Origin of the sequence: Coleofasciculus sp. A1-SPW-01, from assembly GCF_040217205.1 — a bacterium.
Taxonomy (GTDB): Bacteria; Cyanobacteriota; Cyanobacteriia; order Cyanobacteriales; family Coleofasciculaceae; genus Coleofasciculus; species Coleofasciculus chthonoplastes_A.
Genome location: NZ_JAVJNP010000061.1, coordinates 46,229 through 70,591 on the forward strand (window position 1 = coordinate 46,229; position 24,363 = coordinate 70,591).

Genomic DNA, 24,363 nt, shown 5'->3' on the forward strand with positions numbered 1-24,363 from the left:
CCACCAGCAGGATAAGCATCAAATTTAGATGACATACTCAATAGCGCCATACATCCCCTTGATCGGTTTGGGAGTCGGTATAGATACTTAGGAATAAAGACTGAGCCGATAGCTTAACAAATTTTAGTATTTTAGAGCAAACCTTCAGCGCTAAATGCCAGGTTTCTGGCAGCAAATCACTGGATTTTCGTATAGTAGATAACAAAAAGCCGACAATTTGCTCACGGCTAGTAAAGAATTGAAAAGCAAGGCGGCTGAAACCTTACGAACTAAGCCAATAAAGCGTAGTATGCGTTAGTAGTAGAGCAAATTATCCTGCGTAGCGTTCAATTCAAAAATTATGTCGATTACCAGTTCCTTATCCGACTTTTCAATACCAGAAATTTTCCAGTTTCTAGAGAAAGGACAGAAAACTGGAGTGTTGACGCTAGGAGCATTGCCAGAAGACCCCACACCACTCAACACAATTTATTACATTTGGGTTTACCAGGGACGTATTGTGGCGGCAGCAGATCAATTAGATCATCAAGGGTTAGTGAAATTGATTGCTGAACAGATGGGAGTGAGCCAGCGCGTAGTAACAAAACTTGTACAGCTATGTCCGACTGATAAACCCTTGGGGTTGAGCCTCAAACATCATGGAATCTTGTCAATCGAACATTTAAAGCAGCTTTTTCAGAATCAGGTATTGCAGCGAGTGTGTACGTTATTTGAACTCAAGGAAGGTCAGTTTAAATTTATTCCAAACGCTCCCATACCCACCAAAGAAATGACGGGATTGAGCATCTCAGCGACAGAAGCCACATTGAGAGGGTTGCGATTACTGAAAAATTGGGATAATCTCCATGATAAACTACCTGCTCCAAATTCAGGATTAGCTAGTATCATGGCGGGTAGTCCTGCTTATCGCTTGTATCCTTTAGAGGAGCAAGTATGGGAACGATCGCAAGGGACAGTTTCGTTGTCTGCGATCGCAAAAGAACTAAATGTTCCCGTTGAACAAGTGCAGCATGTCGCATTTACCCTGATGACTGTAGGTTTAGTTGAGGAAGTACCTCTGTTGGCTGGTATTTTGCCCACTCAAGAAATTGAGCCTTTACCAGCTCAGTTGTCTAAAGCGTCAGAGAAACAAGGGATTACGCCATCACTTTTGCAAAACTTAGTGGGTTTCTTGCGGAGTAAAGGAGGTAATCGTCAAGAGCGAAATTGGAATTATGTTTCCACGCATTCCTCCCCCACTTCATTACCATTCCTGAAACGAGAGAAAGAAACGATTCAATGCTAATCGCTTACTTGTCCGATTGAACATCAACGGCGGCAACGATTTGAGCGAAATAGTTGGAATACCACAGCCAGTAGTGATGCTCAATCATGGTTAATTGCTCCAATACAGTGTCTTTTCCATATTCTTTTGCCATATTTTCTTGCAGACAGAGCGGTAAGTGATATATTCTCTCCATGATCGACCATTTTCCAAATTTAATGAAATACGGTAACTGGACAAATTTTAACTCTCGCCAACCGATGATATTCTTCCATTGATGGGGGTTTAAATTTCCATTGAAATCCTTTAGACGGTGTTTCCACATTCAGAACAATTCCTTCCTGTCGATACAACCCATCTGAATCACCCCGATAGGTAGTAAACTTTTTTCTTCACTATTGCATATTCCACACCGAGCGAAGCCGAGGTGTTGCCTATTGCCTATTGCCTATTGCCTATTGCCTAGCGCTATAATTCATAATTCCGACTTCAGACGATACAATTGTTTACTAAGTAATCCCCATTAACGATTAAGACTCTTGCCTAGCTCCTCTGCTTATCTACTTATTGCTCACGGAAGCCGAGATCCACGTCCTCAGCGAGGACTAGAGGAATTGGCACAGTTACTCCAGAAGCAGTTAGCGAGTCAAGGTGAGGCAAGTCAAGCCTTGAGGATTCGCATCGGAACTGCCACGTTAGAACTAGCACCTCTATCCTTACATGAACAAATTTGTCAGTTTGCGACTCAAGCGATAAGAACTGGCTACCCGCAGATCCAAGCTTTGCCCTTATTTCTCTTACCGGGGGTACATGTGATGGAGGATATCCCGGAAGAAGTAGCGATCGCACAACAACGGTTAGGGGAAAAATTAACCATCAACCTGCAACCTCATATCGGAGTACATCCCCATTTAGGACAACTGCTGGTGAATCAACAGCCACCCCTAAATGCTCCGATTAAAATTCTAATCTCTCATGGCACACGTCGTCCTGGTGGTAACCAGCCAGTCGCCACCTTAGCCCAACAATTAGGCGCAATCGACGCTTATTGGTCAATCGAACCAACGCTCAGTCAACGAGTCGCTACTTTAGCGGAGGCTGGATATCAGCATATCGCCATTGTGCCTTATTTTTTGTTTGCTGGCGGAATTACAGACGCGATCGCACAATCTGTCCTTGATCTACAACAGCAATACCCTCAACTCCAACTTGAGTTCGGTGAACCCCTTGGCGCAACTCCCCAGTTAGCGGAGTTAATCCTAGATTTAACCAGACAGAGGGTGTAGTCCAATTATATCTAGGGCTACGCAGATACGTGAGGGTGAATGCCACTGACTGGTATGCTGGTGGGCAGTACCAACCCTACGGTATATCAAGAATTTCGGCGATCGCAAAATGCTGACTGGAGCGTGTCATTGAGGTTAGGACATTCTTTACTGTTCCCTGTTCCCCGTTCCCTTTTGGGATCAGACTACACTTAAAATGACCCCAAACGGATGCTTTAGGGCGATAAGCCAGGTGCTAGGCTGCCATGATCGATCAGGTTTTCAATAATCGTTATCGTGTTGTCAGGATTTTAGGCTCAGGTGTCTCAGGATTAATTTACCTAGCCGCCGATACTCGCCATCCCGATTGCCCGGTTTGCGTGATTCGACAACTCAAGTTGCCCACAAAAAATCCTCAGGCACTTCGTCGGCTGCAATTTCTCTTGACTCATAAATCTGAAACCCTGGAACGGTTGGCACAAACTAACCAAAATCCAGAAATTGTCAACTATTTTGTCGAAAATAAAAAATTTTATCTAGTCGAAGAATTTGTTCCCGATCATCCCTTAAATACATTGAAGAAAAAATCCGGTCAACAGCCCAAGGATGATCAAGGGTTGATCCGGTTTCAAGAAATGCTAACCTTGGCAGCTAAACCCCCTGAACCCGAAGTAGAATCCCCCTTGATATCCACCTCGACCCAAACATCCATTGCTAATTCTGGCAATTGGGAAATATTTCCCGAAAAACCATTGCCGAAATCGGCTAATCAATCCAGACTGAAGCGATGGCGTTTGCCCATTTTGGTAGGCGGAATAAGTTTAGCTATTGGGCTGGGATTAATGGGGCTGCTAAGCCAAAATCCAGACCGGATAAAAGCGCAAGAGTTTTTTGAACAGGGAGTGGAACACCTAAAAAGTGGTAATGTGCAGGGCGCGATTGAGGCGTTTGATGAATCAATTCAGCTTAATCCTAACAACCCATTAGCCTATGGGAATCGGGGACTAGCTTACGATGATTTGGGAGCGCATCAAGCCGCTGTAGAAGACTACACTAAACTTATCGAGCTTGCTCCAAGTAATACAGATGCTTACTATCAGCGAGGACTAGCCCGTTACGATTTGGAAGATTGGCAAGGTGCTGTAGAAGACTTTACCGAATTAATTCAACGAAAGTCCAATGATGATCAAGCGTACTACCATCGAGGAATCGCCAACTACCAACTGAACCAGTATAAAGCCGCGATCGCCGATCTCGATCAAGCAATTCAGCTCAATCCCCAAAATGCCCAAGCTTACGCGGCACGAGGATTAGTGCTGAGTGCGATGGGTAATCAACAAGAAGCCATGGCAGATTATACGCAAGCCATTGAGTATAATCCCAATGATGCCAAGGCTTATTACAATCGAGGTAGAACCCGATTTCATTTGGCAGACTATAGGGGGGCTGTAGATGATTATACCCAAGCGATCGCGATTGACCCTACAGATAGTATGGCTTACACAAATCGCTGTCAGGCAAAGTTTAACCTAGGAAACTATCGAGACGCGATCGCAGATTGTACGGAGGCAATTACTCAGAATCCAAATAACCACATCGCTTACAACAATCGCTGTATTGCCCACTTAAATCTTAAAGACTATCAAAAAGCACTCAAAGATTGCAGCCAATCGATTCGCATTGAACCCAGTTATGAGAATGCTTACATTAATCGCGGGGAAATTCGGCGTAAGTTAGGCGATAACCAAGGAGCGCTCGAAGATTATACCCAAGCCATTCGACTCAATCCCAACAACAGCGTCGCCTACACCAATCGCGCTCGTGTCCGCCGAAAGTTTGGCGATAACTCTGGCGCTCTAGACGATTATACCAAAGCCATTCAACTTAATCCCAATAATGCCTTTGCTTACTCTGGTCGAGGATTAACCCATGCTGAACTAGGGAATACAATGGAAGCGATTAACGACTTCGAGCAAGCCTCTAAGCTGCATCTCGACAACGGCAGAATTGATCAATATAATGAAGCGCAGCTCCAACTTAAGACCTTGCGCTGAATAAGTTGTCATTTGTCATTTGTCATACTAGCTTTTCGAGAAACAAGCTACGTCATTCGCTGGACTCACATATAGGAGCTAGCTCACTTTCCTTGGTGTAGATCTCTGTTACATGTAACCAAAGTCTTCAAGGCAGAAAGGTCTAAGGAAAAAAACCTAAGTGAGAATAACACGTTGCATTCAAAGATATAACTTTCTCTCCCAGCTTCCCCAGCTTCCCCAGCTTCCCCAGCTTCCCCAGCTTCCCCAGCTTCCCCAGCTTCCCCAGCTCCCCCAGCTTCCCCAGCTCCCTCTGCTTCCTCTGCTTCCCCATGCTTTTCCTACGGTGTATCCCCAAAAAATTGTCACATAATTACTGATCAATGACTTGAGCATAAGCCACCATAAAACTAGACCTTGAGGTTTAATGACCATCAACCATGAGTACCAAACGCTTGCCTATTGCTATATCGGGAATCCTTGCTACTGTGACTGCGATTGGTGCTACGACTCTCCACGCGATCGCACCAATTGACTGGCTGAATCTCTGGCTAGGCTCAACAGTGGCAGTGGCTCAAGATATTGATGAACAAATTAATATTCAGGTTTATCAACAAGCTAGTCCGGCAGTAGTTTCCATTGATACAGTAGAAGGTACAGGCAGTGGCAGTATTATTAGCGCCGATGGATTAGTCCTCACCAATGCTCATGTTGTCGCAGGTTCCCCGACGGTTACGGTAACGCTAGCGGATGGCAGACGCCTGAGCGCGGATGTGGTAGCGTTTGGGGATAATGGTCTAGACTTAGCGGTTCTCAAAATTCGCACTCCTAGCAATTTACCGACGATTTCTCTGGCTCCTCGTCCCGTCCAAGTTGGACAACGGGCATTTGCCATTGGCAATCCCTTTGGCAGGTTTCAAGGCACGTTTACCGTAGGAATTGTTAGCCGCATTGACCAACAACGGGGCTTAATTCAAACCGATGCTACGATTAATCCGGGAAATTCTGGTGGACCCCTACTGAACTCTCAAGGTGAATTAATTGGGGTAAATACAGCGATTTTGGGCAGTCCTAGCGGCGGGAATCTAGGAATTGGCTTTGCGATTAGCATTGATAGAATTCGCCCATTTCTGGCGGCTGTACGCAATGGACGTGCGCCCCAGACGGTGCAGCAGCCCAGCCCCTCTCCGACTCATCACCCTCCTCAACCCTTAGCCCTCAATGGTACAGTGATTCCCGGTCGGCTGGGTCAAGGAAGTCATGTTTTAGCGGACGATAACAGCTTTTTTGACATCTATGCCTTTGAAGGCAGAGCGGGTCAGCGGGTGCAAATTGATATGACCAGTGGGGAAATCGATTCTTATTTAATTTTGCTTGATCCCAATGGTAATGATTTAGCCCAAGATGATGATAGTGGTGGTGGCACCAATGCCCGATTATCTGTCACTTTACCCAGGGATGGAATCTATTTATTAATGGCAAACGCTTATGAAGCCGGACAAACCGGATCATACAATTTACGGGCGGTGGCGATTGGGGGGAATTCAGTGACGCACGATTCTCGTTGGTAGTCAGGGTGTTGGGTGTCGGGTTTCGGGTTTCGGGTTTCGGGTGTGGGGAGATGGGGGTGTAGAGACGTAGCATGCTACGTCTCTACACTATCCTGTTCCCTGTTCCCTGTTCCCTAACAAAGGACAAATGACCAATGACAAATAACTAAATCAAACCCAACCAGCCGAATAAACCTTTACCTGTAATCAACTCGATCAGCAATAAAGCCACAAATGCGATCATGGCAAACCGTCCGTTGATTTGTTCGGCGTAAGGTGTCCACCCAAAAGCGGGTTCGGGTTGGTTGGGGGTTTCTGTTGTCGATTCTTCTGGGGTGGGTGTTTGAGATGTCATGATTTTGGTAAAATTTCTTCCTCTGGTGTCTCAGATTTCAAGGTTTGGACGGATTCAATCAGCGATCGCACTTGGGCGGTGTCTTCGGAGGCGTCAAATCCTAGGGGGAATTTACCACGGGCGAGCATCCGTAATCCGAGGGGACTTAAACTGAGCATTCCTTTAATATCTCGGAAGAAGTTCGCCACCACTTGGATACCAAATTTGCGCTCATCAACCCAACCTCCTTGTTTGACCAAATCAATTAAGACTTTGCGATGGCGGATTGAGCGGCTGGCTTGCTTGTCTTTGCGAGTCAGAATTTCTTGTTTAATTTTACCGATTTGATCCATGGGGGCGACATCCATTGGGCAAACGGCGTTACACATTAAACAGCGGGTACATCCCCACACCCCCTTAGTGCCTTGATTGTAGTTTTCCAGGCGACTTTCTATGGCGGTATCGCGAGAATCGGCGACTAGACGTTGGGCTTTGGCGAGGGCGTGAGGACCAACAAATGTGGGATCAACCTCGCGAGCATTACATTCTGAATAACAAGCGCCACACATGATACAATTACCATTCTGATCCAGGCGCGATCGCTCTTGGGGACTTTGTAAAAATTCCCGTTCTGGAATGGTTCGTCCGGCTGTGCTAACGTAGGGTTCAACCGCTTCTAAGTTGTCCCAAAAGCTCCGCATATCCACGACTAAATCCTTAATCACGGGCAAATTACCTAGGGGGGCAATTGTGATTTCCGGAATCTCTGGACGATGATGCTCAGGAATCTGCGCCAATTCATTGCCCACATTTTCTTTACAAGCCAGTGCGGAGCGACCATTGATCCGCATCGCACAGCTACCACAGATTGTGTTGCGACAATTCTTGCGAAACGCTAAGGTTCCATCCTGCTCCCACTTAATCCGATTCAGGCACTCCAGAATCGTGTTTCCTTCCTCCACATCTAACTTGTAAGTCTCGATAGTGGGGGAGGTATTTTGAGTCTGTCGAATGATTTTAAAGGCAACTTGCATAGTGATATGCTCTCTTTGTATCTCAACACCTATATGAAAATTACCACCTTCTCAGGAGTCACAACCTACCCATTGACCATCACCCCCTCATTTCCTGATCGCCCATAAATATAGATGAGAAATATTGCCAGAAGGCACTCGCTCAACTTGCCCGTGAGCATTTAGCCACGATATTTAGCAAACTGACTACAGTCTAAGACAATCGGCGGTCACTCAGCATTCATTCTTGGGAGTGTTGATTTTCTGCTGATAGATGCTCTCTCCCTTGTGTCTGGTCAAATTTTTCCCAGATGACCTGCCAAATCTCCAGATGGATCACTGATCTGAACATACTTCAGGTTCGATCTTTTGCCACAGAGTCCTATCTTGGTTAAAATTTTAACCTAAGAAGCGGCTTTGGCGTCTCCGAAAAATCCTTATGGCTCAAATTCCTAGAAATTTTAATAAATGATCAAAAAAATCTTGACCAAAACCAGAGATTTAACGATATATTTTTTATATAGCCAAATACACTTGGCAGCATACGACGTTTACCATCCTGAAAAATAAAGGATAGTCTGTGAAATTATGGCAGAGACCCAAGCTAATACATTAACGGGGAAAGCCTTACTTCAAAAAGTAAAAGAGCTTTCTCACTTGCCTCGGCGAGAAACAGCAAAACGCTGTGGCTATTACTCCGAAAGTAAAACAGGTCAGACCCGCGTCAACTTAACTGATTTTTATGATGCGGTGTTAGCGGCGAAAGGTGTTCCCTTAGATCCAGAGGGAGCAAAAGATGGTCGTGGTCGGGAACCGACATATCGCGTCAGCGTCCATAAAAATGGTCAGATTGTGATTGGCTCAACCTACACTCAGGAAATGGGATTAAAGCCCGGTGATGAGTTTGAAATTAAACTGGGCTACAAGCATATCCATCTCAAGCAGGTGGATCTGGATACATCTGAGGAGTCTGAAGAGGAATTAGAAGCCGCAGAGGTTTGAGGCAGTTCATGCTAAAAAGGATGGGTTATGCAAAGTATCCATCCTTGGCAGCATGAAAGTAGCCGCGTAAAAACTATAGCTCCTCACCGTTTGCCGATCTCGCTTATGGCTATTTTTGATCAGGCAGATAATCCGTGTATTATTTGGCTAATAAGCGCATCGGCGCTGGTAAAAGTCGCGGTTTTTTTTCTGGCTTGGTCTGCGTTGTGGTTGCCTTTAGCCATCGCGATCGCCACCCGACTGAAATGGCATCCTCCTAAGCCTTTGGCAGCACAGCAAAAGTTGCCATTCCTTGCTGTTCTTTACCTCATTGCCCCCCTGATTATCTGGGGGGCGACACAGATAGAAGATACATCGTTTCCCGACTATGGCTGGGACTGGACGACGCGGATTTTGATATCCTTAGTCGGGGGATTGGGCGTGGCAATTTTGAGTTTAGGAATCAGCTTTACGGGACAATGGCTAGTAGGCTGGGTGGATTGGCATGGAGAAAATTGGCAGCAATTGACCCGGATTGGATTGCCAATATGTGGAATAGGACTAGGGATTGGATTAATCGAGGAATTGGTGTTTCGCGGGTTCCTTGTGACGGAACTCCAACAGGACTATTCTCTGGCAATAGCGGCGGTAATATCCAGTCTGATTTTTGCTCTATTACATCTGATTTGGGAACAGCAACAGACGCTCCCTCAAATTCCTGGATTGTGGCTAATGGGTATGGTATTAGTTTTAGCCCGGTGTGTAAATGGGGGGAGTTTAGGCTTAGCCTGGGGACTCCACGCGGGTTGGATTTGGGGATTAACCTGTCTTCAGGAAGCCAAACTGATTTCTTATACCAGAAAAGGACCAATATGGATAACGGGAATAGGAGATAATCCCTTAGCTGGGATATCTGGTATCTTGTGTTTACTCGGTGTTGCTGCGTTCCTGTGGGGAATTAGTCATTAGTCATTAGTCATTAGTCATTGGTCATTAGTCATTTGTCCTTTGTCATTCGTCATTTGTGATAATTGAACGGTGAGGTCGGGGCGGGTTTAGTTATATCAGGGTCAAAACGAAACGTTAGTGGTAAAACCCGCCCCTACAAAAGATGTTCCACCGGAGAAGTCTCTACAATTCTTCCCCATCTCCCCCATCTCCCCCATCTCCCTCTGCTTCCCCAGCTTCCCCAGCTCCCCCAGCTTCCCCCGCTCCCCCTGCTCCCCCTGCTTCCCCCTGCTCCCCCAGCTTCCCCAGCTCCCTCTGCTCCCCCAGCTCCCTCATCCCTCTTTTGCTGACCAACGTTTTTGCCAGTGGGAGGTGGGTTCGAGAGTAGAGGCTTGCTGCTCAATTTGCCGTCGTTGCAGGATAATCTCAGCCTGATCCCTCAGTTGAGGATCACGATAGGGGATAGCTGCACGGGTTTGTAAATGTTGACGCGATCGCTCGGAGAGAGGGGGTAGAGTGGAAGCGTCAAAACTTGCCACGGTTCCCGGTTGTCGTCCTCCCACAGGCGGTGTCGCACCAATCTGAAATCCAGCCGTTATTAAGCCGCTACGGACAGCAGCCGCACAGGAATAGGTTGCTAGTCTACCTGTTTTGGTGCAGCATTTAGCTAATTGGTGGAAAAATTCCACCGTCCATAATTGGGGACAGCGACGAGGAGAAAAGGGATCGAGAAAAATAGCATCAACTTGGAGGTTCGACTGAGACAATTGCTGGATGCTATTTCTGGCGTCGCCGAAATAAAGTTGCGCCTGAAGCTGATCCGTTTTAACTTCTGAGGTTGCCACCAGACACTCTAGGAGTTCGGGAATTGGGTGATTCCAGCCACTGAGAAAATGATGTGCGATCGCGCTTCGCGGTACAGTCGGGTCTAATTCCAGAGCGACTAATTCAACTCGACATCTGGGGTTAATTATCCAAATCGTTTCTAAAGCCGCCGCCGTATTGTAGCCTAAGCCATAGCATACATCCAGCAGACGCACAACCTGCTGTTGGGCTTTTTGTTTCAAGTGACAAGGTTCCACAAATTTTAATAACGCTTCCGTTTTTGCCCCTTGAGTGCTGTGGAAATATTCACCAAACGCTTCAGAAAAGAAGGTGAATGAGCCATCCGCTGTGGGTTGAGGGGTAAAGCTGGGGATCTTTGCCATGGTTCGTCTGAATAATATTCAAAATTCTACCTTCCCCATCGGGCAGGAGGCAGACGTGTTCTCAGTCCTAACCATTGTGGCGGTTGCTTTATCTCTCACATTCCTCACATTCCTCACATTCCTCCCCATTTCCATGACTTTTTGTTCCGCTTCAAATGACTACAACTCTTGTCATAGCGTCATTATAGGACTTGAGATTTTAGCATTGCGTTGAAACATAAGACAGTTTAAGGCTTGTACTTGCCCCTTGACAAACCTCATTCAAAGGGGGTATAACAGAAATAGCTCACAAGAATGAGCAAAACGAACAAACCGATCTATGGTCAGGGTGTCAGAAAACAACACCAATGAAATTTGAGGAAGAATTCGATGAGAGTCCAAATTTTGACCCTAAATAACGTTCAAATCTTGGGTGATATGGCAGTTTCCGCTCTTCCTAACAGCTATCGTTCTAGACTCTCCGATATGCTCAATAATTCTCGACATTTCATTGTGTTGACGGATGTAGAAATCCACCAACCGGGACAGCCGCTCACGCAAATGTCCTCTCTGTGCATTAACAAGCCTGCGATCGCTTTTTTATGTGAGGCAGAGATGTCACCCACTTCATCTCATACTGGGAAAACTGATTCTGTCTCAGCAGGTGCAGCCTGACGACTATGGCGAACTTACTCCAACGTTTAGAGGAAATACATTATGAAAACGATAACCACTAAAATCAAACAGGCAATTTGGGCAGTTCCCTTCTGTCTCACTGTCCTCTCACCGCTTTCCGCCCACGCCTTAACCGTTGAAGAGGTTCCTAATCCGCAACAAAGGAATGGCACTTGGGTAACAGATATGGCAGATATTCTCAGTCAGGATACGGAACGCCAACTCAATCAAATGATTTCCGAGTTGGAAATTGAAAATGGCACAGAAATTGCAGTGGTGACTGTACCTGAAACCTCTCCCGCCGCCTCACCCAAAGCGTTTACCACCGAGTTGTTCAATCACTGGGGGATTGGCAAAGCGGATGAAGACAACGGTGTACTGTTTTTGATTTCCATAGGCGATCGCCGCGTCGAGATTGAAACCGGATATGGTATCGAACCAATTTTACCTGATGCCCAGGTAGGTCAGATTATCGAAACTAAAATTACTCCACCCTTTAAGCAAGGTGACTTTGATACGGGTACATTAGCCGGAACCAAAGCATTAGTTGTTCACTTAGGGGATGAAGCCACTACAAGCGATGCTACCCAAACGTTACCAGCACATATAGAAACGACCAACAGCACGATGGCTGTATCTTCCTCTCAACTATCTAGTGAAGAAACCTTTTCTAGAGGGACGTTGCAATCATTACTTCTATTTATAGGAGTACCTGTGGGCATCATTGTCCTACTCGCTGCTAATCGCAAGAGTAACTCTTCTTCCAAGCGTCGTTCTTCTAGTGGAGGTGTCAGTGTTGGTTCCAGTAGTGGCGGTAGTTGCAGTGGCGGTTCTAGTAGTGGCGGTTCTAGTAGTGGCGGTGGTTCCAGTGGTGGTGGCGGTGCTGGCGGTGGTTTCTAATCTTATGTTCGCTTGGATCATTACAGGTTTTGACTACCTCATCATTACAGGTTTTGACTGCCTCATCATTACAGGTTTTGACTGCCTCAAGTAGATAGCAGATGCTTGCTAAATGTGTGAAACATTATTTCTCAAATTGACCTTTTGCAGAGAACTAAGGAGTTAACAGTGAATAACAGACAAATAACTCAGCTTCAAAAAATTACAGCTTTCCCCCATAACCTCATCAACATCAACAGTTTATCGGAGATTAAAACCATGAAACCTTTGGCACGTCAACTCAAACAGATGATTTGGACAGTTCCAGTTTGTCTAACCCTTTTCTCGCCTTTGGCTGCTCAAGCCCTAACCGTTGAAAAAGGCACATTCGACGAAACACAAGCAGTCGTTACTGAAACGAGTTCTGTAGTCGCGAGTAATACCACATCTCCTGAAGACAGTATTTATAAGTCGTCTAACGAAGCTGTGCTAGCAATACTCATACTATTGGGTATACCTGTTGGAGTGCTGATTCTAGCCCTAAATAGCGATAGCAGTTCTAGCAGTTCTAGCAGTTCTAGCAGTTATCGTTCTGGTAGTAGTCGTTCTTCGAGTAGTGGCTACAGTGGTTACAGTGGTGGCGGCTTTGGCGGCGGTTCTACTGGTGGCGGCGGTTGCAGTGGCGGTGGTTCCAGTGGTGGCGGCTTTGGCGGCGGTTCTAGTGGTGGTGGCGGTTGCGGTGGTGGTTTCTAAACGGAATCAATATTGGTTCGTAGTTGCCCCAAGCGTGCCATAAGTCAAGCGCTGACTACAAATTCTTGAGTCTAAGACACACTCCCTTAGCTGGGTTTGTAGTGGCGCTGTCTTTACCATCAGCGATCGCATCACGTTCTACCAACTCTTAAGTTAGTTAATCGACACTATCACGTTGTAAAGAGATATTACAACAATCAACCTCTCGCATAAAAGCCAAGACTCAATAGCGAGTAAGAGACAGACGACGCAGATTCAAGAATTTACAGCGTCCTCACATAACCCAATCAACATCAAGTTTTTTCGGAGATTGAAATCATGAAATCTTTTGCCCCTAAACTCAAACAGATACTTTGGACAGTTCCATTTTGCCTCACAATTTTCTCACCCCTAGCGGCACAAGGCTTAACAGTTAAAAACGTTACCAGTTCGCAACCAGTCAATAGCGGTTTGGCGACAGAAATAGCAGCGATTGTTAGTGAAGACACCGAAAAACAAAGCAATCCGATTAATTCCGATTTGCCGACGGCTAAAATGAATACTGGAGTCGCTAGTCATACTACGTCTTTAGAGTCCCAATCTAAGATCTATAAATCCTCTGGAGAAGCTTTACTGGCATTACTCGTACTATTAGGTGTGCCAACAGTCGTGATTTTTCTAGTCGCCAATAGTAATGGCAGTTCTTCGAGTCGTCGTTCTTCAAGGCGTCGTTCTTCGAGTAATAGTCACACGGGAGGTGTTTACACGGGCGGTGATTACGGTGGCGGTGGCTACAGTGGTGGCGGCGATTCCGGTGGTGGTAGTTTTGGTGGCGGAGACAGTGGCGGTGGTGGCGCTGGCGGTGATTTCTAAGCAGCCTATTTTGATCAATATTCCCCCTTGGTTAATAACCCAAAATACCTGTAGTCCAGAGTGTAGGGGCGACCCGCTTGCACTACTTAAATACTCTATTCCATTCAATTAAGTTGGGTCGCCCTCTGCTCAAATTTGTTGTCATTACGACCTGAACAAAACGACATCGACATTTGAATCAACATCCGGACTCGATACCTCTCCAGTTTTTAACTAATAGCCAGCACATCATAATTAATTTTTTCAAATTTTGGATACAAATGCTTATGAAAGTTATAAAAGTTAAACGTCTAATTTTAGCAAATCTGTTTTGTCTAGCGCTTCTCCTATTCCCTTGTGTGAGTCATGCGTTAAATATACATGATGTTCCCAATCCGCAACAATCCAATGGCACTTGGGTGACGGATATGGCAAATATTCTCAGTGATTCGACAGAAACTAAACTTAATCAAATGATTAATGACTTAGAATCAAAAAACGGTACAGAAATTGCTGTAGTTACTGTGCCAGAAACAGCCCCATCAGCTTCACCCAAAGCGTTTACAACAGAGTTATTTAATCATTGGGGAATTGGCAAAGCCAATGAAGATAATGGTGTACTATTTTTGGTTTCAGTCGGCGATCGTCGCGTTGAAATTGAAACCGGTTATGGGATTGAACCAATTTTACCGGATGCTAAAGTTGGTAACATCATTGAGAATCAGATTACACCCCGATTCAAACAAGGCGATTTTGATGGTGGTGTGTTGGCAGGAACAAACGCGCTGGTGAGTGTTTTGCACAGTGGCAGTACTCATGCTATGTACCCAGTTGATACTATAACTCTGCCTCAGCGAGGTGCTATTTTACTAATTAGTATATGTGCTATCTTGTTGTCATGGTTTGAATACTACCAGTTCAAGAAAGTTAGTGAGCCAATCTTGCTCAAACCCACAGGGCGATCGCGCCTCCATGGCGTCAATACTCCTAAGCAGAGAGCTTATCTAATCGCCTATATTGGTATAGTTTTGGCTACGTTGTCTTTGGGACTATTACTGGTCGTCATTTCTCCTAAAGTCTTTAGTATGAAGGTTGCAATTGGCTGGTTAATTTTTAGTGTAATTATTGGCTTTCCAATTGCTATCTTATTAACAAAAAAATATTACGTTCCGCCATCTTGGCGTTGTAGCGATTGCGGTTTACCATTGAAAAGAGTGCGACCAAGCTTGGTTCCCTCTTTCCTCACCAAACCCGAAAAAGTAGCTCGAAATTTAGGCAGCGTGAAATTTGAAGGTTGGGAATGTCGTCCCTGTAGCCAGAAGATGCGGTTGCGGTTAATACATATCCGGGCTTATGTGGTTAATTCTAGCTCTTACAGGCAATGTCCAATTTGTCAAGAATTAACGGTAAAGCACAGTGAAACAACAATTAAATCTCCGACTGAATATAGCACGGGTGAATGTCGAATTATCGATAACTGCAAATGTTGTGATTATTACACAGAGAAGACAGAAACCATCCCACGTTTGACTTCTACTTCAGACAGCAGTTCAAGTGACAGCAGCTCAAGTGACAGCAGTTCTAGCAGTAGTAGCGATTTTGGTGGCGGTGATAGTGGCGGCGGTGGTGCGGGTGATAGCTGGTAATTTTATGAAATTGTTTATTTAAATGGGAGCAAGTCATGAATAAATTAAACAGGGGAATACCTGAAAAAATTGTTCCAGAGGTTATGGAATTAGCCTCGCGACATTATGCCAATCATAGCCAAAGTTATTCCGCTTCCGAACTCATGCAAGCGGGTTCAGAAGCTCAGATTCCAGTGGAGTTTATTCAACAAGCAATTCAAGAGGTGCAATTGCGGCAAAAACGCCAACAAAAACAGCGAAGAGTTTTGGCGATAGTTGGTGCAAGTGTTTTGGCGATTAGTGCAATTTGGAGTATCTGGACATATAACTCATTTTCCCGCCATGCTTCTGTGGTTCAGGCTAAATGGGCGCAAGTGGAAAATCAACTTCAACGGCGGGCTGATTTGATTCCCAATTTAGTGCGAGTCACCCAAGCTTATACCAAACACGAAAAAGAAATGGTGTCTCTGTTGCAGCAATCTCGTCAGGCTTATTTACAGGCGGATACGCCAGAGAAAAAAGCGGTTGCTGTCGAACAAGTGAATGACGCGATTAACCGTTTCCAAGACTATGCCGCTAATAATTCTCAGTTACAATCGAGTCAATTATTTACGAACCTTCAGTATGAAATAGCCGGAACCGAAAATCGCATTGCTGTAGAACGGATGCGTTATAATCAGGCGGTACAACGGTACAATCAAACGATTCAGCAATTTCCTAACTCAGTTTTGGCACAGGGGTTAGGGTTTGAGGCGCAATCCTTTTTCCAGACGGCAACCACTGAACCTTAACAAGGACGATTCTCACGCCTAATCTGATTCGTCTGATAAGGGATAGGAAGGGCGGGTTTTGCCTGTTTAATTATCACACGCTAGAAAGATTAATCACTAAACCCGCCCCTACAGGGATGGGAATTTTGTGTCTGGTATCAATAACGTCTCTTGCTTTAAATGTTGAATTATTTATTATTGCCGATATAGAACGAGTATGTTATGGTGTTGGTTGATTTGAGCTGAATAGCACTGACGTAAGCGTTTTATAAATTGATGTAATACATCCATAGATTTATAGTCAGCGCTGAAGTGTTGATGGCGCTAAAGCGCAACTACAAGCGCAACTACAAGCGCAACTACGAATGAAGCTAGCTTAGGTCAGTAGTATTCGCCTTTATTGCGTGAGTTTATCGCCTTCATGCCATCCTCAAATTACGACCACTTATTTAATACTATTGAAGAGTTAGTGCTGCATCATTCTCCTAGTGGTGCAGAACGAGAAATTGATCAACTTCTGATCAGTCGATTGCAAGGCTTAGGTGTCGAATCGTGGCAGGATCGAGCCGGGAATATTATTGCTAAGATATCGGGTCAAACCTCTGAGCGATCCATTGCGATTACTGCTCATAAAGATGAAATCGGCGGTATTGTTAAATCGATGGACGAACAGGGACAAGTGCAAGTCCGCAAACTCGGCGGCTCATTTCCCTGGGTTTATGGGGAAGGCGTTGTCGATTTATTAGGGGATAATCAAACCTTGAGTGGGATTCTTTCCTTTGGATCACGTCATGTTTCCCATGAATCTCCCCAAAAAGCGCAACAGGAAACCGCCCCCCTGCGTTGGGAAGAGGCTTGGGTGGAAACGAAATGTACTCTGGCTGAACTTGTCGCCGCTGGGGTGCGCCCTGGAACGCGCATGGTTGTGGGTAAACACCGTAAGCGACCCATACGCCTCAAGGATTACATTGCCAGTTATACCTTGGATAACAAAGCCTCTGTTGCCATTCTGTTGAGTCTTGCTGAACAGGTGAAAACTCCGGTTGTGGATACCTATTTAGTGGCGTCGGCGAAGGAAGAAGTTGGCGCAATTGGCGCGTTGTATTTTAGCCAAAATCACTCGCTTGATGCTTTAATCGCCCTAGAAATCTGCCCTCTCTCCTCAGAATACCCAATTGAAGATGGGGAAGCACCTGTGCTGTTGTCTCAGGATGGCTACGGGATTTACGATGAGGGACTCAACTGGGAACTGCGACAGGCGGCGAATGGGATTGGTGTTCCTTTACAGCTTGCCACGATTAGTGGGTTTGGCAGCGATGCGTCTATTGCCATGAAGCTTGGTCATGTTGCCCGCGCCGCCTGCTTGAGTTTCCCGACACAAAACACCCATGGCTATGAGGTGGCTCATTTGGGTGCGATCGCCAACTGCATTTCTTTGCTTGACACGTACTGCCAGACTCAGTTCACCTGAGTATCACAAAACGGCGACGGATAACAACTCCCTTTATTAAGATACAGTTAAGGAAAAAATGCGACAGTGAAGATTGTGTAAATATAGGTAGTATAGGCTTTTTAGAAGCAAATCGTTCAGTATACTAGATAAAAAGCGAAGGACTTAACCAGCCGTTAGCGCTGAAAAAACAATTCTTTAAGGTAGGTTTATCATGTTGCATATCATGCTAGTTAGCTCAGTTAGTCTTTACTTAGTCGTAGCGGTGCGCTTGTTAAACAAGTGGTTTACCTGTTTACAAGAAGATAATACGTTATCGGAAGACGATAGACTGAGCTGTGGAGTTTGTTTCGTTGTGGCTACAATTACTTGGCCCCTATCTGTACCCTATTCCTATCTAAGATTATTGGAAGGTCAAAATACTATTCCCCAAGACTCCTGATTAAGTTGAATCGGCTTAAAGAAAAGAGACGTGGCAAATAGGAAGTCGTAGAAAATAACTATCAACTAAACCGAAAGGAATCGAATCAAGCCGCCACGTAGCAACTTGTCAATAATCTAACTCTGTACCTTCTTTTTCTGTCCATTCTAAAAGAGTGAAGTCACACTATTGTCGGGGCGGATTGACGCGCTCCAGAGAGTTTATAACCGATAACCAATCCACAAAACCTGTCCTTAATCGAATGTCACCCAACCGAATATGAGTAGTGACGCTTCTCTGGGCTAAGGGAGCTGCGTAAAAATAAAGTACCAGTGAAGAAAGCTGTATTCATCAACTCAGCCAAGCTTGATTGGTATATTATTAAGCCGCAAGTCCCTAAGTAGAAATAAAGCGATTAATGATAACAGAGAGGGGCAAGGGGCAATACCCTCCCTCGACTTTACCTATGACAAACGTGCCATGGCACATCTCTACTATTCTAGTGTAGAAATCTCATCGACCACCTTCATCCGTCCTCGGCGAAATGCGCGGAGTAATCGTTCTAGGGAGTCTCTTTCTTCATCAGTTAGTGATTCTTCTAGCAATGCTGCCATTAATCCGTATCGGTCAGCGAGCGTAATTTTACCAGAACTGCTAGCTTGAGCGAATAAATCAGATAGCGCACCAGGTATAAGTCTCACTGAAATTTTCATCGAAAATCTGGGTTGGTAAGGGGACGAATGGAATACTCTGTCATTTATGTATGGGGAGGAAACAAGTCCCCTTACATAGACAGCAGTCCGACAGGACTTCCGATTGACGCTTTGACTTCGCGGCAATTGAGCGTTCGACTGAGACGTTCGGCGAGCACTTTTATCCAATATGAACTATCCTAACCATTTGAGGGATATGGGTCAGACCCCACACCCCAGCGGAGGCGCGGGGGAGTTGGGGGAGATGGGGAGATGGGGGAGTCAACAAATGACAAATGACAAATGACAAATGACAAATGACAAATGACAAATGACAAATGACAAATGACAAATGACGAACGACAAATGACAAATGACGAATGACAACAATGATTGCGATACCATCCAAGTGTAGTCATCATCACACCTATCACTCACTATGGAGCCAGATTCTCTTCCCGCAGAGCTAATCCTGACGCAATCGCGTCAGAGTCTGGGTAATATCCGATTAGATTGGACTCCCCAACCGGGTAATTATCTTGACTATAACGGTCAAACCTACGCTGTTTTAGAGCGTCGCCATCGCTATCTTCTAAAATCTGGGCGTTATCGTTTACATAAAATTGCCCTATACGTCCAATCGGCTCCGCGCCCGACGGAGAAAAGTTTGGTTGATGGGCGCTGGGTGCTGGGCGATGCGAGTTGTGAATATAATGCGAATTCTGAACTTGTGCGTTGTGCGGTTAATCCAGAGGGTCCTTGTCAGTCTTGCCGTTACTACGAACCTATCCAATCCAACCTGACTGACTCTGAAATTCCCTATCGAAAAAGTCGCCAAAGCTAGATTGTATAGCGCTACGCGCTAGGCAACAGGCAATGGGCAATAGTGAATAAAAACGCTTACTCATCAAGGGATTGAAGGATTTGAATTTTTCTTCATTTGTCCTAACTAGAGTGCGTAGTGCTATACAAATCCCGCCGCGATCTTCACGTCTGCGAAGTGTGGCGGGAGAAGGTAGAGACGTTTCGGCGAAACGTCTATCAATTGATTGTAGGAACTGATTTTCCGGCTATTTTAAGCTTGATTGCTTGAATCGATAAAAAATGGGGGAGTGGGTAGATCATTGGCGATCGCTAGTACCTGAAGCGCAACTTTTACCTTGACCATGTTAGCGTCGTTTTCTGCGCTTCCTTCTGGTGGATTCTTGAGAAACTCTTTCAGTACCTTAGCCGCCTCTACGCCAGCTTCATGTAGAGCATCATCAAATTCTCGCTCTGCTGCCATGACTTTCTCCTCGAATTTGGTCTGATGCTTTCATTGTAGAAGGCGATCGCTTGAGTGAATAGGTTTGATGCAGAACCTGAGTAGGGGCGCAAGCTAATCAAGCCGCAGGTAAGAGCGATCGCGACAACACCACGCCCTGATAATACTGTTGTAACTGACGGGTTGCGGCTGACCAACTCCAGCGTTCCGCTTCCGCCCTGGCGTTTTCTCGTAAGGTTTCCCGTTCGGTTTGTTCCTGGAACAGACGTTGAGTCGCGGCGATCGCGCCTTGTTCATCTTTTGGATCAAACAGGTAGCCGTTCACCCCATCGGTGACGATATCGGGAATTCCCCCGGAACGCGCCGCGACAACGGGACACCCCGCCGCCATCGCTTCGAGTAAAACTAACCCCAAGGTTTCGGTACGGGAGGGGAAAATAAACGCATCCGATGACGCAAAGGCAGAACCTAAGGCTTCACCTGTCAGATACCCGACAAAATGGGTGGGGGTTCCGGCAAAATGTTTTTCTAGGGCGCTGCGATGGGGTCCATCGCCCACTAACGCCAAACGCGCACCGGGAATCGATTCGAGAACGGGTTTAATCCGGTCAATTTCCTTTTCCGCCGACAACCGCCCCACATAAAGCAGCAATGGGCTTTCCGGGTGTCCTTGAGACAAGTGCGATCGCATGTCCTCAGACGCCAAACTGGGACGAAATGTCTCTGTATCTACCCCCCGTTGCCACAAATCTAAGTGTTGAATCCCTCGCCCTCTCAATTCCTCCACCATCGCCGTCGAGGTACATAAATTAAGCTGGGCTTGGTTGTGATTTGCCTTAATTAATTCCCACATCACCGGTTCTAACATCCCTAACCCATAATGCTGAAGATACTGGGGTAAATGAGTATGATAGGATGCGATTAAAGGAATTTGCATCGCTTTAGCATAATAGAGTCCCCCTAACCCTAATACCGCCGGATTCACCACATGAATTACATCCGGCTTAAATTTGGCTAACGCTATGCCAATCGCGGGTCGAGGTAATGCCAGTTTCAGTTCGGGATATAAAGGTAATGGAAAAGCCGAAACGCCATAAATTTTGGCACCTTTGTGTTCTGTGAGTCCACCATCTGGACAGATTACCAGAACCTGGTCACCATTGCGTTGTAAATGATCAACCGTGTGCCGCAGTCGCGTGACAATCCCATCAACTTTAGGCAAAAAGGTTTCAGTGAATAAGGCAATTCGCATAATCGTGTGACTGTGTGCGGAGTGGTATTGCAAACGGTAGGAGGCAGGAGGCAGAAGGTAGGAGGGTTGTTACTGGTATAGGGTCTCAGCCATTATATCTGTCCTAACCTCAATGGCACTAAAATCAACCTTTTTGGATCGCCGAAATCCTTATATACCGTAGGGTGGGTTGAGCGAAGTCGAAACCCACCAGCCAAAATTTTAGTACCATGTATCTTCACCTTGATGGCGACAGTTAGAACAACTAAGGATCTTCAGCGTTTTTGGGCGGTAAGGTACAGAGTCCATGAATACCAATGGCGGCGATAATTCCCCCTAATAAAACGCCCACACCTTCAGCAAAACAGTTAATTCGATGTCTATTTTCTGCGGCTTGGGCAATGGATAAATCCCGCATTGTCGAAGATGGAGATTGAGACAACTGTTGATAATACCTTTGGTGACGCTCTAATGCTACCCATTCTGGGAAAAGATAATAGGCACTGAGAACCGATGCAGCGAAACCGGGTAAGACGACAAATACGAGAAGAATTGCCGATTTTATCATCATGACAAGCTATGAAAATCTGGCTATTCCCAGGGAAAGATGAGATAGGGTAAGAGGAAACCAAGAGTTTCTAGTTCCTCTTACCGAAACCATTAGTTCAGTGATTATCCTGGGCTGTTCTAGACCGAATTGGGTTGAAAAAACGGGAATATCAATCACCGCAACCCCTATTTTTTTCCGTTGATGTTTTATGTCTTCCCTACCATAGTCCTGAATCCTGAACCGATAGTCAAGAGCTTTAGCGCCGCCAAGACACCTTGGGTAAGATTTGCTTTTCATCTACACGGTGCTTGTACTTGCTGGCAAAGTTAAGTAAGGAATCGATCAGGGAATCAGAGAGGTAATGGGGTTGGAGTCCTAAACTTAACAAGCAAGTATTTTTGGCGTAGAAATAATGCTGTTCTAACTCAACTCGTGGGTTATCGAGGTGCTTAATGTCCACATCGATATCCAAATGGGTTCCAGCATTTTTCACCATCACGGCTAAGTCACCCACGCTGAACATTTCCGTGAACTGGTTAAATACGCGGAATTGACCGGGATCAGCCGGATTCGCGATCGCGAGTTCGACACAACGCACGGTATCCCGAATATCTAAGAAGCCCCGGGTTTGTCCCCCTTTACCATAGACCGTTAAGGGATGACCCACCGCCGCCTGGATACAGAAACGGTTTAAGGCTGTACCGAAAACGCCATCGTAGTCGAGGCGGTTAATCAGCATCTCATCCATTCCGGTTTCTTCGGTTAAGACTCCATAGACGACACCCTGATTCAGATCTGTTGCCCGGAGTCCCCAAATCTTGCAAGCAAAGTGGATATTATGGCTATCGTGGACTTTGCTCAGGTGGTAGAAGCTACCAGGCTGTTTGGGATAGGGTAAGGTATCTTTGCGCCCATTATGCTCGATGGTGATGTAGCCTTCTTCGATATCGATGTTCGGCGTGCCGTATTCACCCATCGTCCCCAGTTTGACCAAATGGCAATCGGGGAAGTCTTGTCGCATGGCGTAGAGAATATTTAATGTCCCTACGACATTATTCACCTGAGTCAGTACCGCATGTTCGCGGTCAATCATCGAGAATGGGGCAGACCGTTGTTCGCCAAAGTGAACAATTGCCTCCGGTTCAAACTGATGCAGGGATTTAATCAGGAAATCGTAGTCGGTGATATCACCCACGAACAAGTCAATGGATTTACCCGTCAGATCCTGCCAACGTTGGATACGGTGTTGAATCGGTGCAATTGGCGTCAGGGTTTCTACACCCAGTTTCATATCCCAGTGACGACGCACCAGGTTATCCATAATCCCGACGTCGTATCCTTTTTTGGATAGATGCAGGGCAGTTGCCCACCCACAATAACCATCGCCACCAATAACCAAGACTTTCATAGTCAATCCATAAAATTGAAGAGCCGATACTCGGTAAATGTATCAGGTTTCGGGTACTCTCGAACCATTAAAATCAGCGATCGCACCTTAAATCATCCTACATGCATACAAGTCAGCCGTCTCTACCCGCCAACTGTACCCTCCGACGCGCCTCTTCTGGGGATCGGGGCGCGATTTTCCGATTGGTACTGGGGGCAAAACTTGATCCAACTCAGTTACGATGGCAGCAATTCTGGGTGATTGAATGCGAAGGACAGGTGGTAGCATGTGGACAGTTACGCCAGTTTGCTGACGCCCAGGAGTTAGGGAGTTTGGTTGTCGCCCCAGAGTGGCGCGATCGCGGTTTGGGAACGTTGCTGACGCAGCATCTGATTCACCAAGCCAGCCACCCCCTCTATCTGGAATGTTTAGGGACGCGCCTAGCCCAATTCTACAGGCGCTTTGGCTTTGTGCCAGTTTCCTGGCAAGAATTGCCGCGATCGCTTAAATTTAAGTTCGGCTTATCTCACTTTGCTAAGATTATCTTGCGAATTCCCGTAGAAATTATGACTTTATCCTCTCAATGAGATTGACTTGACAAAGATAAATAAGTATAGTTTTATAAATACTTCTACAGATAGAGGAAACATTCCTTTATTTAGTCATTTAATTGTCACAGTTGTTTCACTTACTACAGGGTTTCCAATTTATGAAATTTAGCTACTCACCGTGGCTGTCTGCCTTAACGGTTGCTACCACTGCCGCTACCGTAACGATGGTCAATGTATCCCCGGCTACAGCCGCTTCAATGAAATATGATCTACGAATCAATGGTATAGACGTTGTATCACCAGCACTGGGGGGTTCAACAACAATAAACAACGTAGATATAGGTTCCTTCACCACGAACGATTCAATGGATGCAATTGAGTCGGTTGCTCTAAAATTGGGGAATATCCAATTTGTTCAAGGGGAATTTGTTACCAATGGTTCCCAAACCGATATGCTGTTCAGCACGTCTTCTCAGAGTCTTACTCTGTTTGACATACTCTCACTTCCGCAAGAAATTGGTGGAATGGTAACTGGAGGAGCAACTTTGATCAATGGAAACTTCAGTGATTCTGTTTCCTACAAAATAACTAAACTTCCCTCTGTTCCTGAACCCCTGACACTCCTTGGTTCTGCCGCCGCATTAGGCTTTGGAGTCGTACTCAAGCAAGAGCATTCGAGAAAGAAGAATAAAGTTAACGAATAATCCTA

27 protein-coding genes are annotated in these 24,363 nt (G+C 45.7%); 17 read left to right on the top strand and 10 right to left on the bottom strand.

The window, feature by feature from the left end; genetic code table 11:
* Positions 1-340 precede the first annotated feature (340 nt).
* Positions 341-1,285 (top strand): DUF4388 domain-containing protein, encoded by a 945-nt coding sequence (locus RH949_RS10050; protein ID WP_006101150.1) that lies wholly within the window; start codon positions 341-343, stop codon positions 1,283-1,285.
* Positions 1,286-1,289: 4 nt separating this feature from the next.
* Here RH949_RS10050 and RH949_RS10055 read toward each other — a convergent pair whose 3' ends face one another.
* The gene (locus tag RH949_RS10055) at positions 1,290-1,418 is read right to left on the bottom strand and encodes a hypothetical protein (RefSeq protein WP_446352809.1); all 129 of its coding nucleotides are present in this window, start codon (positions 1,416-1,418) and stop codon (positions 1,290-1,292) included.
* A gap of 385 nt (positions 1,419-1,803) precedes the next feature.
* Between RH949_RS10055 and RH949_RS10060 the strand changes: the two genes are divergently transcribed.
* From RH949_RS10060 to RH949_RS10070, 3 genes are all read left to right on the top strand, one after another.
* Positions 1,804-2,550, top strand: coding sequence for a sirohydrochlorin chelatase (locus RH949_RS10060; protein WP_006101144.1), 747 nt, complete (start codon positions 1,804-1,806; stop codon positions 2,548-2,550).
* Between the two features lie 245 nt (positions 2,551-2,795).
* Positions 2,796-4,583, top strand: a complete 1,788-nt coding sequence (locus RH949_RS10065) for a tetratricopeptide repeat protein (protein WP_446352811.1) — start codon at positions 2,796-2,798, stop codon at positions 4,581-4,583.
* A gap of 419 nt (positions 4,584-5,002) precedes the next feature.
* Positions 5,003-6,133 (top strand): trypsin-like peptidase domain-containing protein, encoded by a 1,131-nt coding sequence (locus tag RH949_RS10070; RefSeq protein WP_446352813.1) that lies wholly within the window; start codon positions 5,003-5,005, stop codon positions 6,131-6,133.
* 145 nt (positions 6,134-6,278) lie between these two features.
* Here RH949_RS10070 and RH949_RS10075 read toward each other — a convergent pair whose 3' ends face one another.
* Positions 6,279-6,467 (bottom strand): chlorophyll a/b-binding protein, encoded by a 189-nt coding sequence (locus tag RH949_RS10075; protein WP_006101126.1) that lies wholly within the window; start codon positions 6,465-6,467, stop codon positions 6,279-6,281.
* The gene (locus RH949_RS10080; protein ID WP_044207168.1) at positions 6,464-7,480 is read right to left on the bottom strand and encodes a succinate dehydrogenase/fumarate reductase iron-sulfur subunit; all 1,017 of its coding nucleotides are present in this window, start codon (positions 7,478-7,480) and stop codon (positions 6,464-6,466) included. The genes RH949_RS10075 and RH949_RS10080 overlap by 4 nt, the downstream gene beginning before the upstream one ends.
* A 567-nt stretch (positions 7,481-8,047) precedes the next feature.
* Here RH949_RS10080 and RH949_RS10085 point away from each other — a divergent pair.
* Positions 8,048-8,461: an AbrB family transcriptional regulator gene (locus RH949_RS10085; protein WP_006101064.1), complete on the top strand. Its 414-nt coding sequence runs from the start codon at positions 8,048-8,050 to the stop codon at positions 8,459-8,461.
* Between the two features lie 105 nt (positions 8,462-8,566).
* Positions 8,567-9,409, top strand: a complete 843-nt coding sequence (locus RH949_RS10090; RefSeq protein ID WP_446352816.1) for a CPBP family intramembrane glutamic endopeptidase — start codon at positions 8,567-8,569, stop codon at positions 9,407-9,409.
* A 162-nt stretch (positions 9,410-9,571) separates the two neighbouring features.
* Here the strand turns inward: RH949_RS10090 and RH949_RS10095 are convergent, their stop codons facing one another.
* Both RH949_RS10095 and RH949_RS10100 read right to left on the bottom strand, forming a co-directional pair.
* Complete coding sequence (locus tag RH949_RS10095) at positions 9,572-9,724, bottom strand: hypothetical protein (RefSeq protein WP_446352818.1); 153 nt, start codon at positions 9,722-9,724, stop codon at positions 9,572-9,574.
* Positions 9,721-10,596 carry a tRNA (5-methylaminomethyl-2-thiouridine)(34)-methyltransferase MnmD gene (locus tag RH949_RS10100; RefSeq protein WP_446352820.1) on the bottom strand — a complete coding sequence of 292 codons (876 nt, stop codon included), beginning with the start codon at positions 10,594-10,596 and terminating at the stop codon, positions 9,721-9,723. The genes RH949_RS10095 and RH949_RS10100 overlap by 4 nt, the downstream gene beginning before the upstream one ends.
* A 369-nt stretch (positions 10,597-10,965) precedes the next feature.
* On the opposite strand from RH949_RS10100, the gene RH949_RS10105 reads away from it, so the two are divergent.
* The 8 genes from RH949_RS10105 to RH949_RS10140 all read left to right on the top strand — a co-directional run bounded on the left by RH949_RS10105 (position 10,966) and on the right by RH949_RS10140 (position 18,000).
* Complete coding sequence (locus RH949_RS10105; protein WP_446352822.1) at positions 10,966-11,250, top strand: DUF6812 domain-containing protein; 285 nt, start codon at positions 10,966-10,968, stop codon at positions 11,248-11,250.
* Between the two features lie 42 nt (positions 11,251-11,292).
* Positions 11,293-12,150 carry a TPM domain-containing protein gene (locus tag RH949_RS10110; RefSeq protein ID WP_446352824.1) on the top strand — a complete coding sequence of 286 codons (858 nt, stop codon included), beginning with the start codon at positions 11,293-11,295 and terminating at the stop codon, positions 12,148-12,150.
* 168 nt (positions 12,151-12,318) lie between these two features.
* Positions 12,319-12,882: a hypothetical protein gene (locus tag RH949_RS10115; RefSeq protein WP_446352826.1), complete on the top strand. Its 564-nt coding sequence runs from the start codon at positions 12,319-12,321 to the stop codon at positions 12,880-12,882.
* 318 nt (positions 12,883-13,200) lie between these two features.
* On the top strand, positions 13,201-13,734 hold the full coding sequence (locus RH949_RS10120) for a hypothetical protein (protein ID WP_446352828.1): 534 nt from the start codon (positions 13,201-13,203) through the stop codon (positions 13,732-13,734).
* A 266-nt stretch (positions 13,735-14,000) separates the two neighbouring features.
* Positions 14,001-15,359 (top strand): TPM domain-containing protein, encoded by a 1,359-nt coding sequence (locus RH949_RS10125; protein WP_446352830.1) that lies wholly within the window; start codon positions 14,001-14,003, stop codon positions 15,357-15,359.
* A gap of 35 nt (positions 15,360-15,394) precedes the next feature.
* The gene (locus tag RH949_RS10130) at positions 15,395-16,129 is read left to right on the top strand and encodes a LemA family protein (RefSeq protein WP_446352832.1); all 735 of its coding nucleotides are present in this window, start codon (positions 15,395-15,397) and stop codon (positions 16,127-16,129) included.
* A 400-nt stretch (positions 16,130-16,529) separates the two neighbouring features.
* Positions 16,530-17,579, top strand: coding sequence for a M42 family metallopeptidase (locus RH949_RS10135; RefSeq protein WP_006101117.1), 1,050 nt, complete (start codon positions 16,530-16,532; stop codon positions 17,577-17,579).
* Between the two features lie 205 nt (positions 17,580-17,784).
* The gene (locus RH949_RS10140; RefSeq protein ID WP_446352835.1) at positions 17,785-18,000 is read left to right on the top strand and encodes a hypothetical protein; all 216 of its coding nucleotides are present in this window, start codon (positions 17,785-17,787) and stop codon (positions 17,998-18,000) included.
* Positions 18,001-18,473: 473 nt separating this feature from the next.
* Here the strand turns inward: RH949_RS10140 and RH949_RS10145 are convergent, their stop codons facing one another.
* Positions 18,474-18,692 carry a hypothetical protein gene (locus RH949_RS10145; RefSeq protein WP_044207174.1) on the bottom strand — a complete coding sequence of 73 codons (219 nt, stop codon included), beginning with the start codon at positions 18,690-18,692 and terminating at the stop codon, positions 18,474-18,476.
* Positions 18,693-19,110: 418 nt separating this feature from the next.
* On the opposite strand from RH949_RS10145, the gene RH949_RS10150 reads away from it, so the two are divergent.
* Positions 19,111-19,515 (top strand): DUF6464 family protein, encoded by a 405-nt coding sequence (locus tag RH949_RS10150; protein ID WP_006101178.1) that lies wholly within the window; start codon positions 19,111-19,113, stop codon positions 19,513-19,515.
* Positions 19,516-19,746: 231 nt separating this feature from the next.
* On the opposite strand, the gene RH949_RS10155 is transcribed toward RH949_RS10150, so the two are convergent.
* The 4 genes from RH949_RS10155 to RH949_RS10170 form a co-directional block, all read right to left on the bottom strand.
* Entirely contained in the window at positions 19,747-19,956 is a 210-nt protein-coding gene (locus RH949_RS10155) for a hypothetical protein (RefSeq protein WP_006101125.1), read from the bottom strand.
* A gap of 97 nt (positions 19,957-20,053) precedes the next feature.
* The gene (locus RH949_RS10160) at positions 20,054-21,187 is read right to left on the bottom strand and encodes a glycosyltransferase family 4 protein (protein WP_446352838.1); all 1,134 of its coding nucleotides are present in this window, start codon (positions 21,185-21,187) and stop codon (positions 20,054-20,056) included.
* 244 nt (positions 21,188-21,431) lie between these two features.
* A complete protein-coding gene (locus tag RH949_RS10165) occupies positions 21,432-21,737 on the bottom strand; it encodes a hypothetical protein (protein WP_006101059.1) in 306 nt (101 codons plus the stop codon).
* Between the two features lie 235 nt (positions 21,738-21,972).
* Positions 21,973-23,124 carry a UDP-sulfoquinovose synthase gene (locus RH949_RS10170; RefSeq protein WP_006101158.1) on the bottom strand — a complete coding sequence of 384 codons (1,152 nt, stop codon included), beginning with the start codon at positions 23,122-23,124 and terminating at the stop codon, positions 21,973-21,975.
* Between the two features lie 101 nt (positions 23,125-23,225).
* On the opposite strand from RH949_RS10170, the gene RH949_RS10175 reads away from it, so the two are divergent.
* Positions 23,226-23,690 (top strand): GNAT family N-acetyltransferase, encoded by a 465-nt coding sequence (locus tag RH949_RS10175; protein ID WP_006101149.1) that lies wholly within the window; start codon positions 23,226-23,228, stop codon positions 23,688-23,690.
* 122 nt (positions 23,691-23,812) lie between these two features.
* Positions 23,813-24,358, top strand: coding sequence for a PEP-CTERM sorting domain-containing protein (locus tag RH949_RS10180; RefSeq protein WP_446352840.1), 546 nt, complete (start codon positions 23,813-23,815; stop codon positions 24,356-24,358).
* The last annotated feature ends 5 nt before the right edge of the window (positions 24,359-24,363 follow it).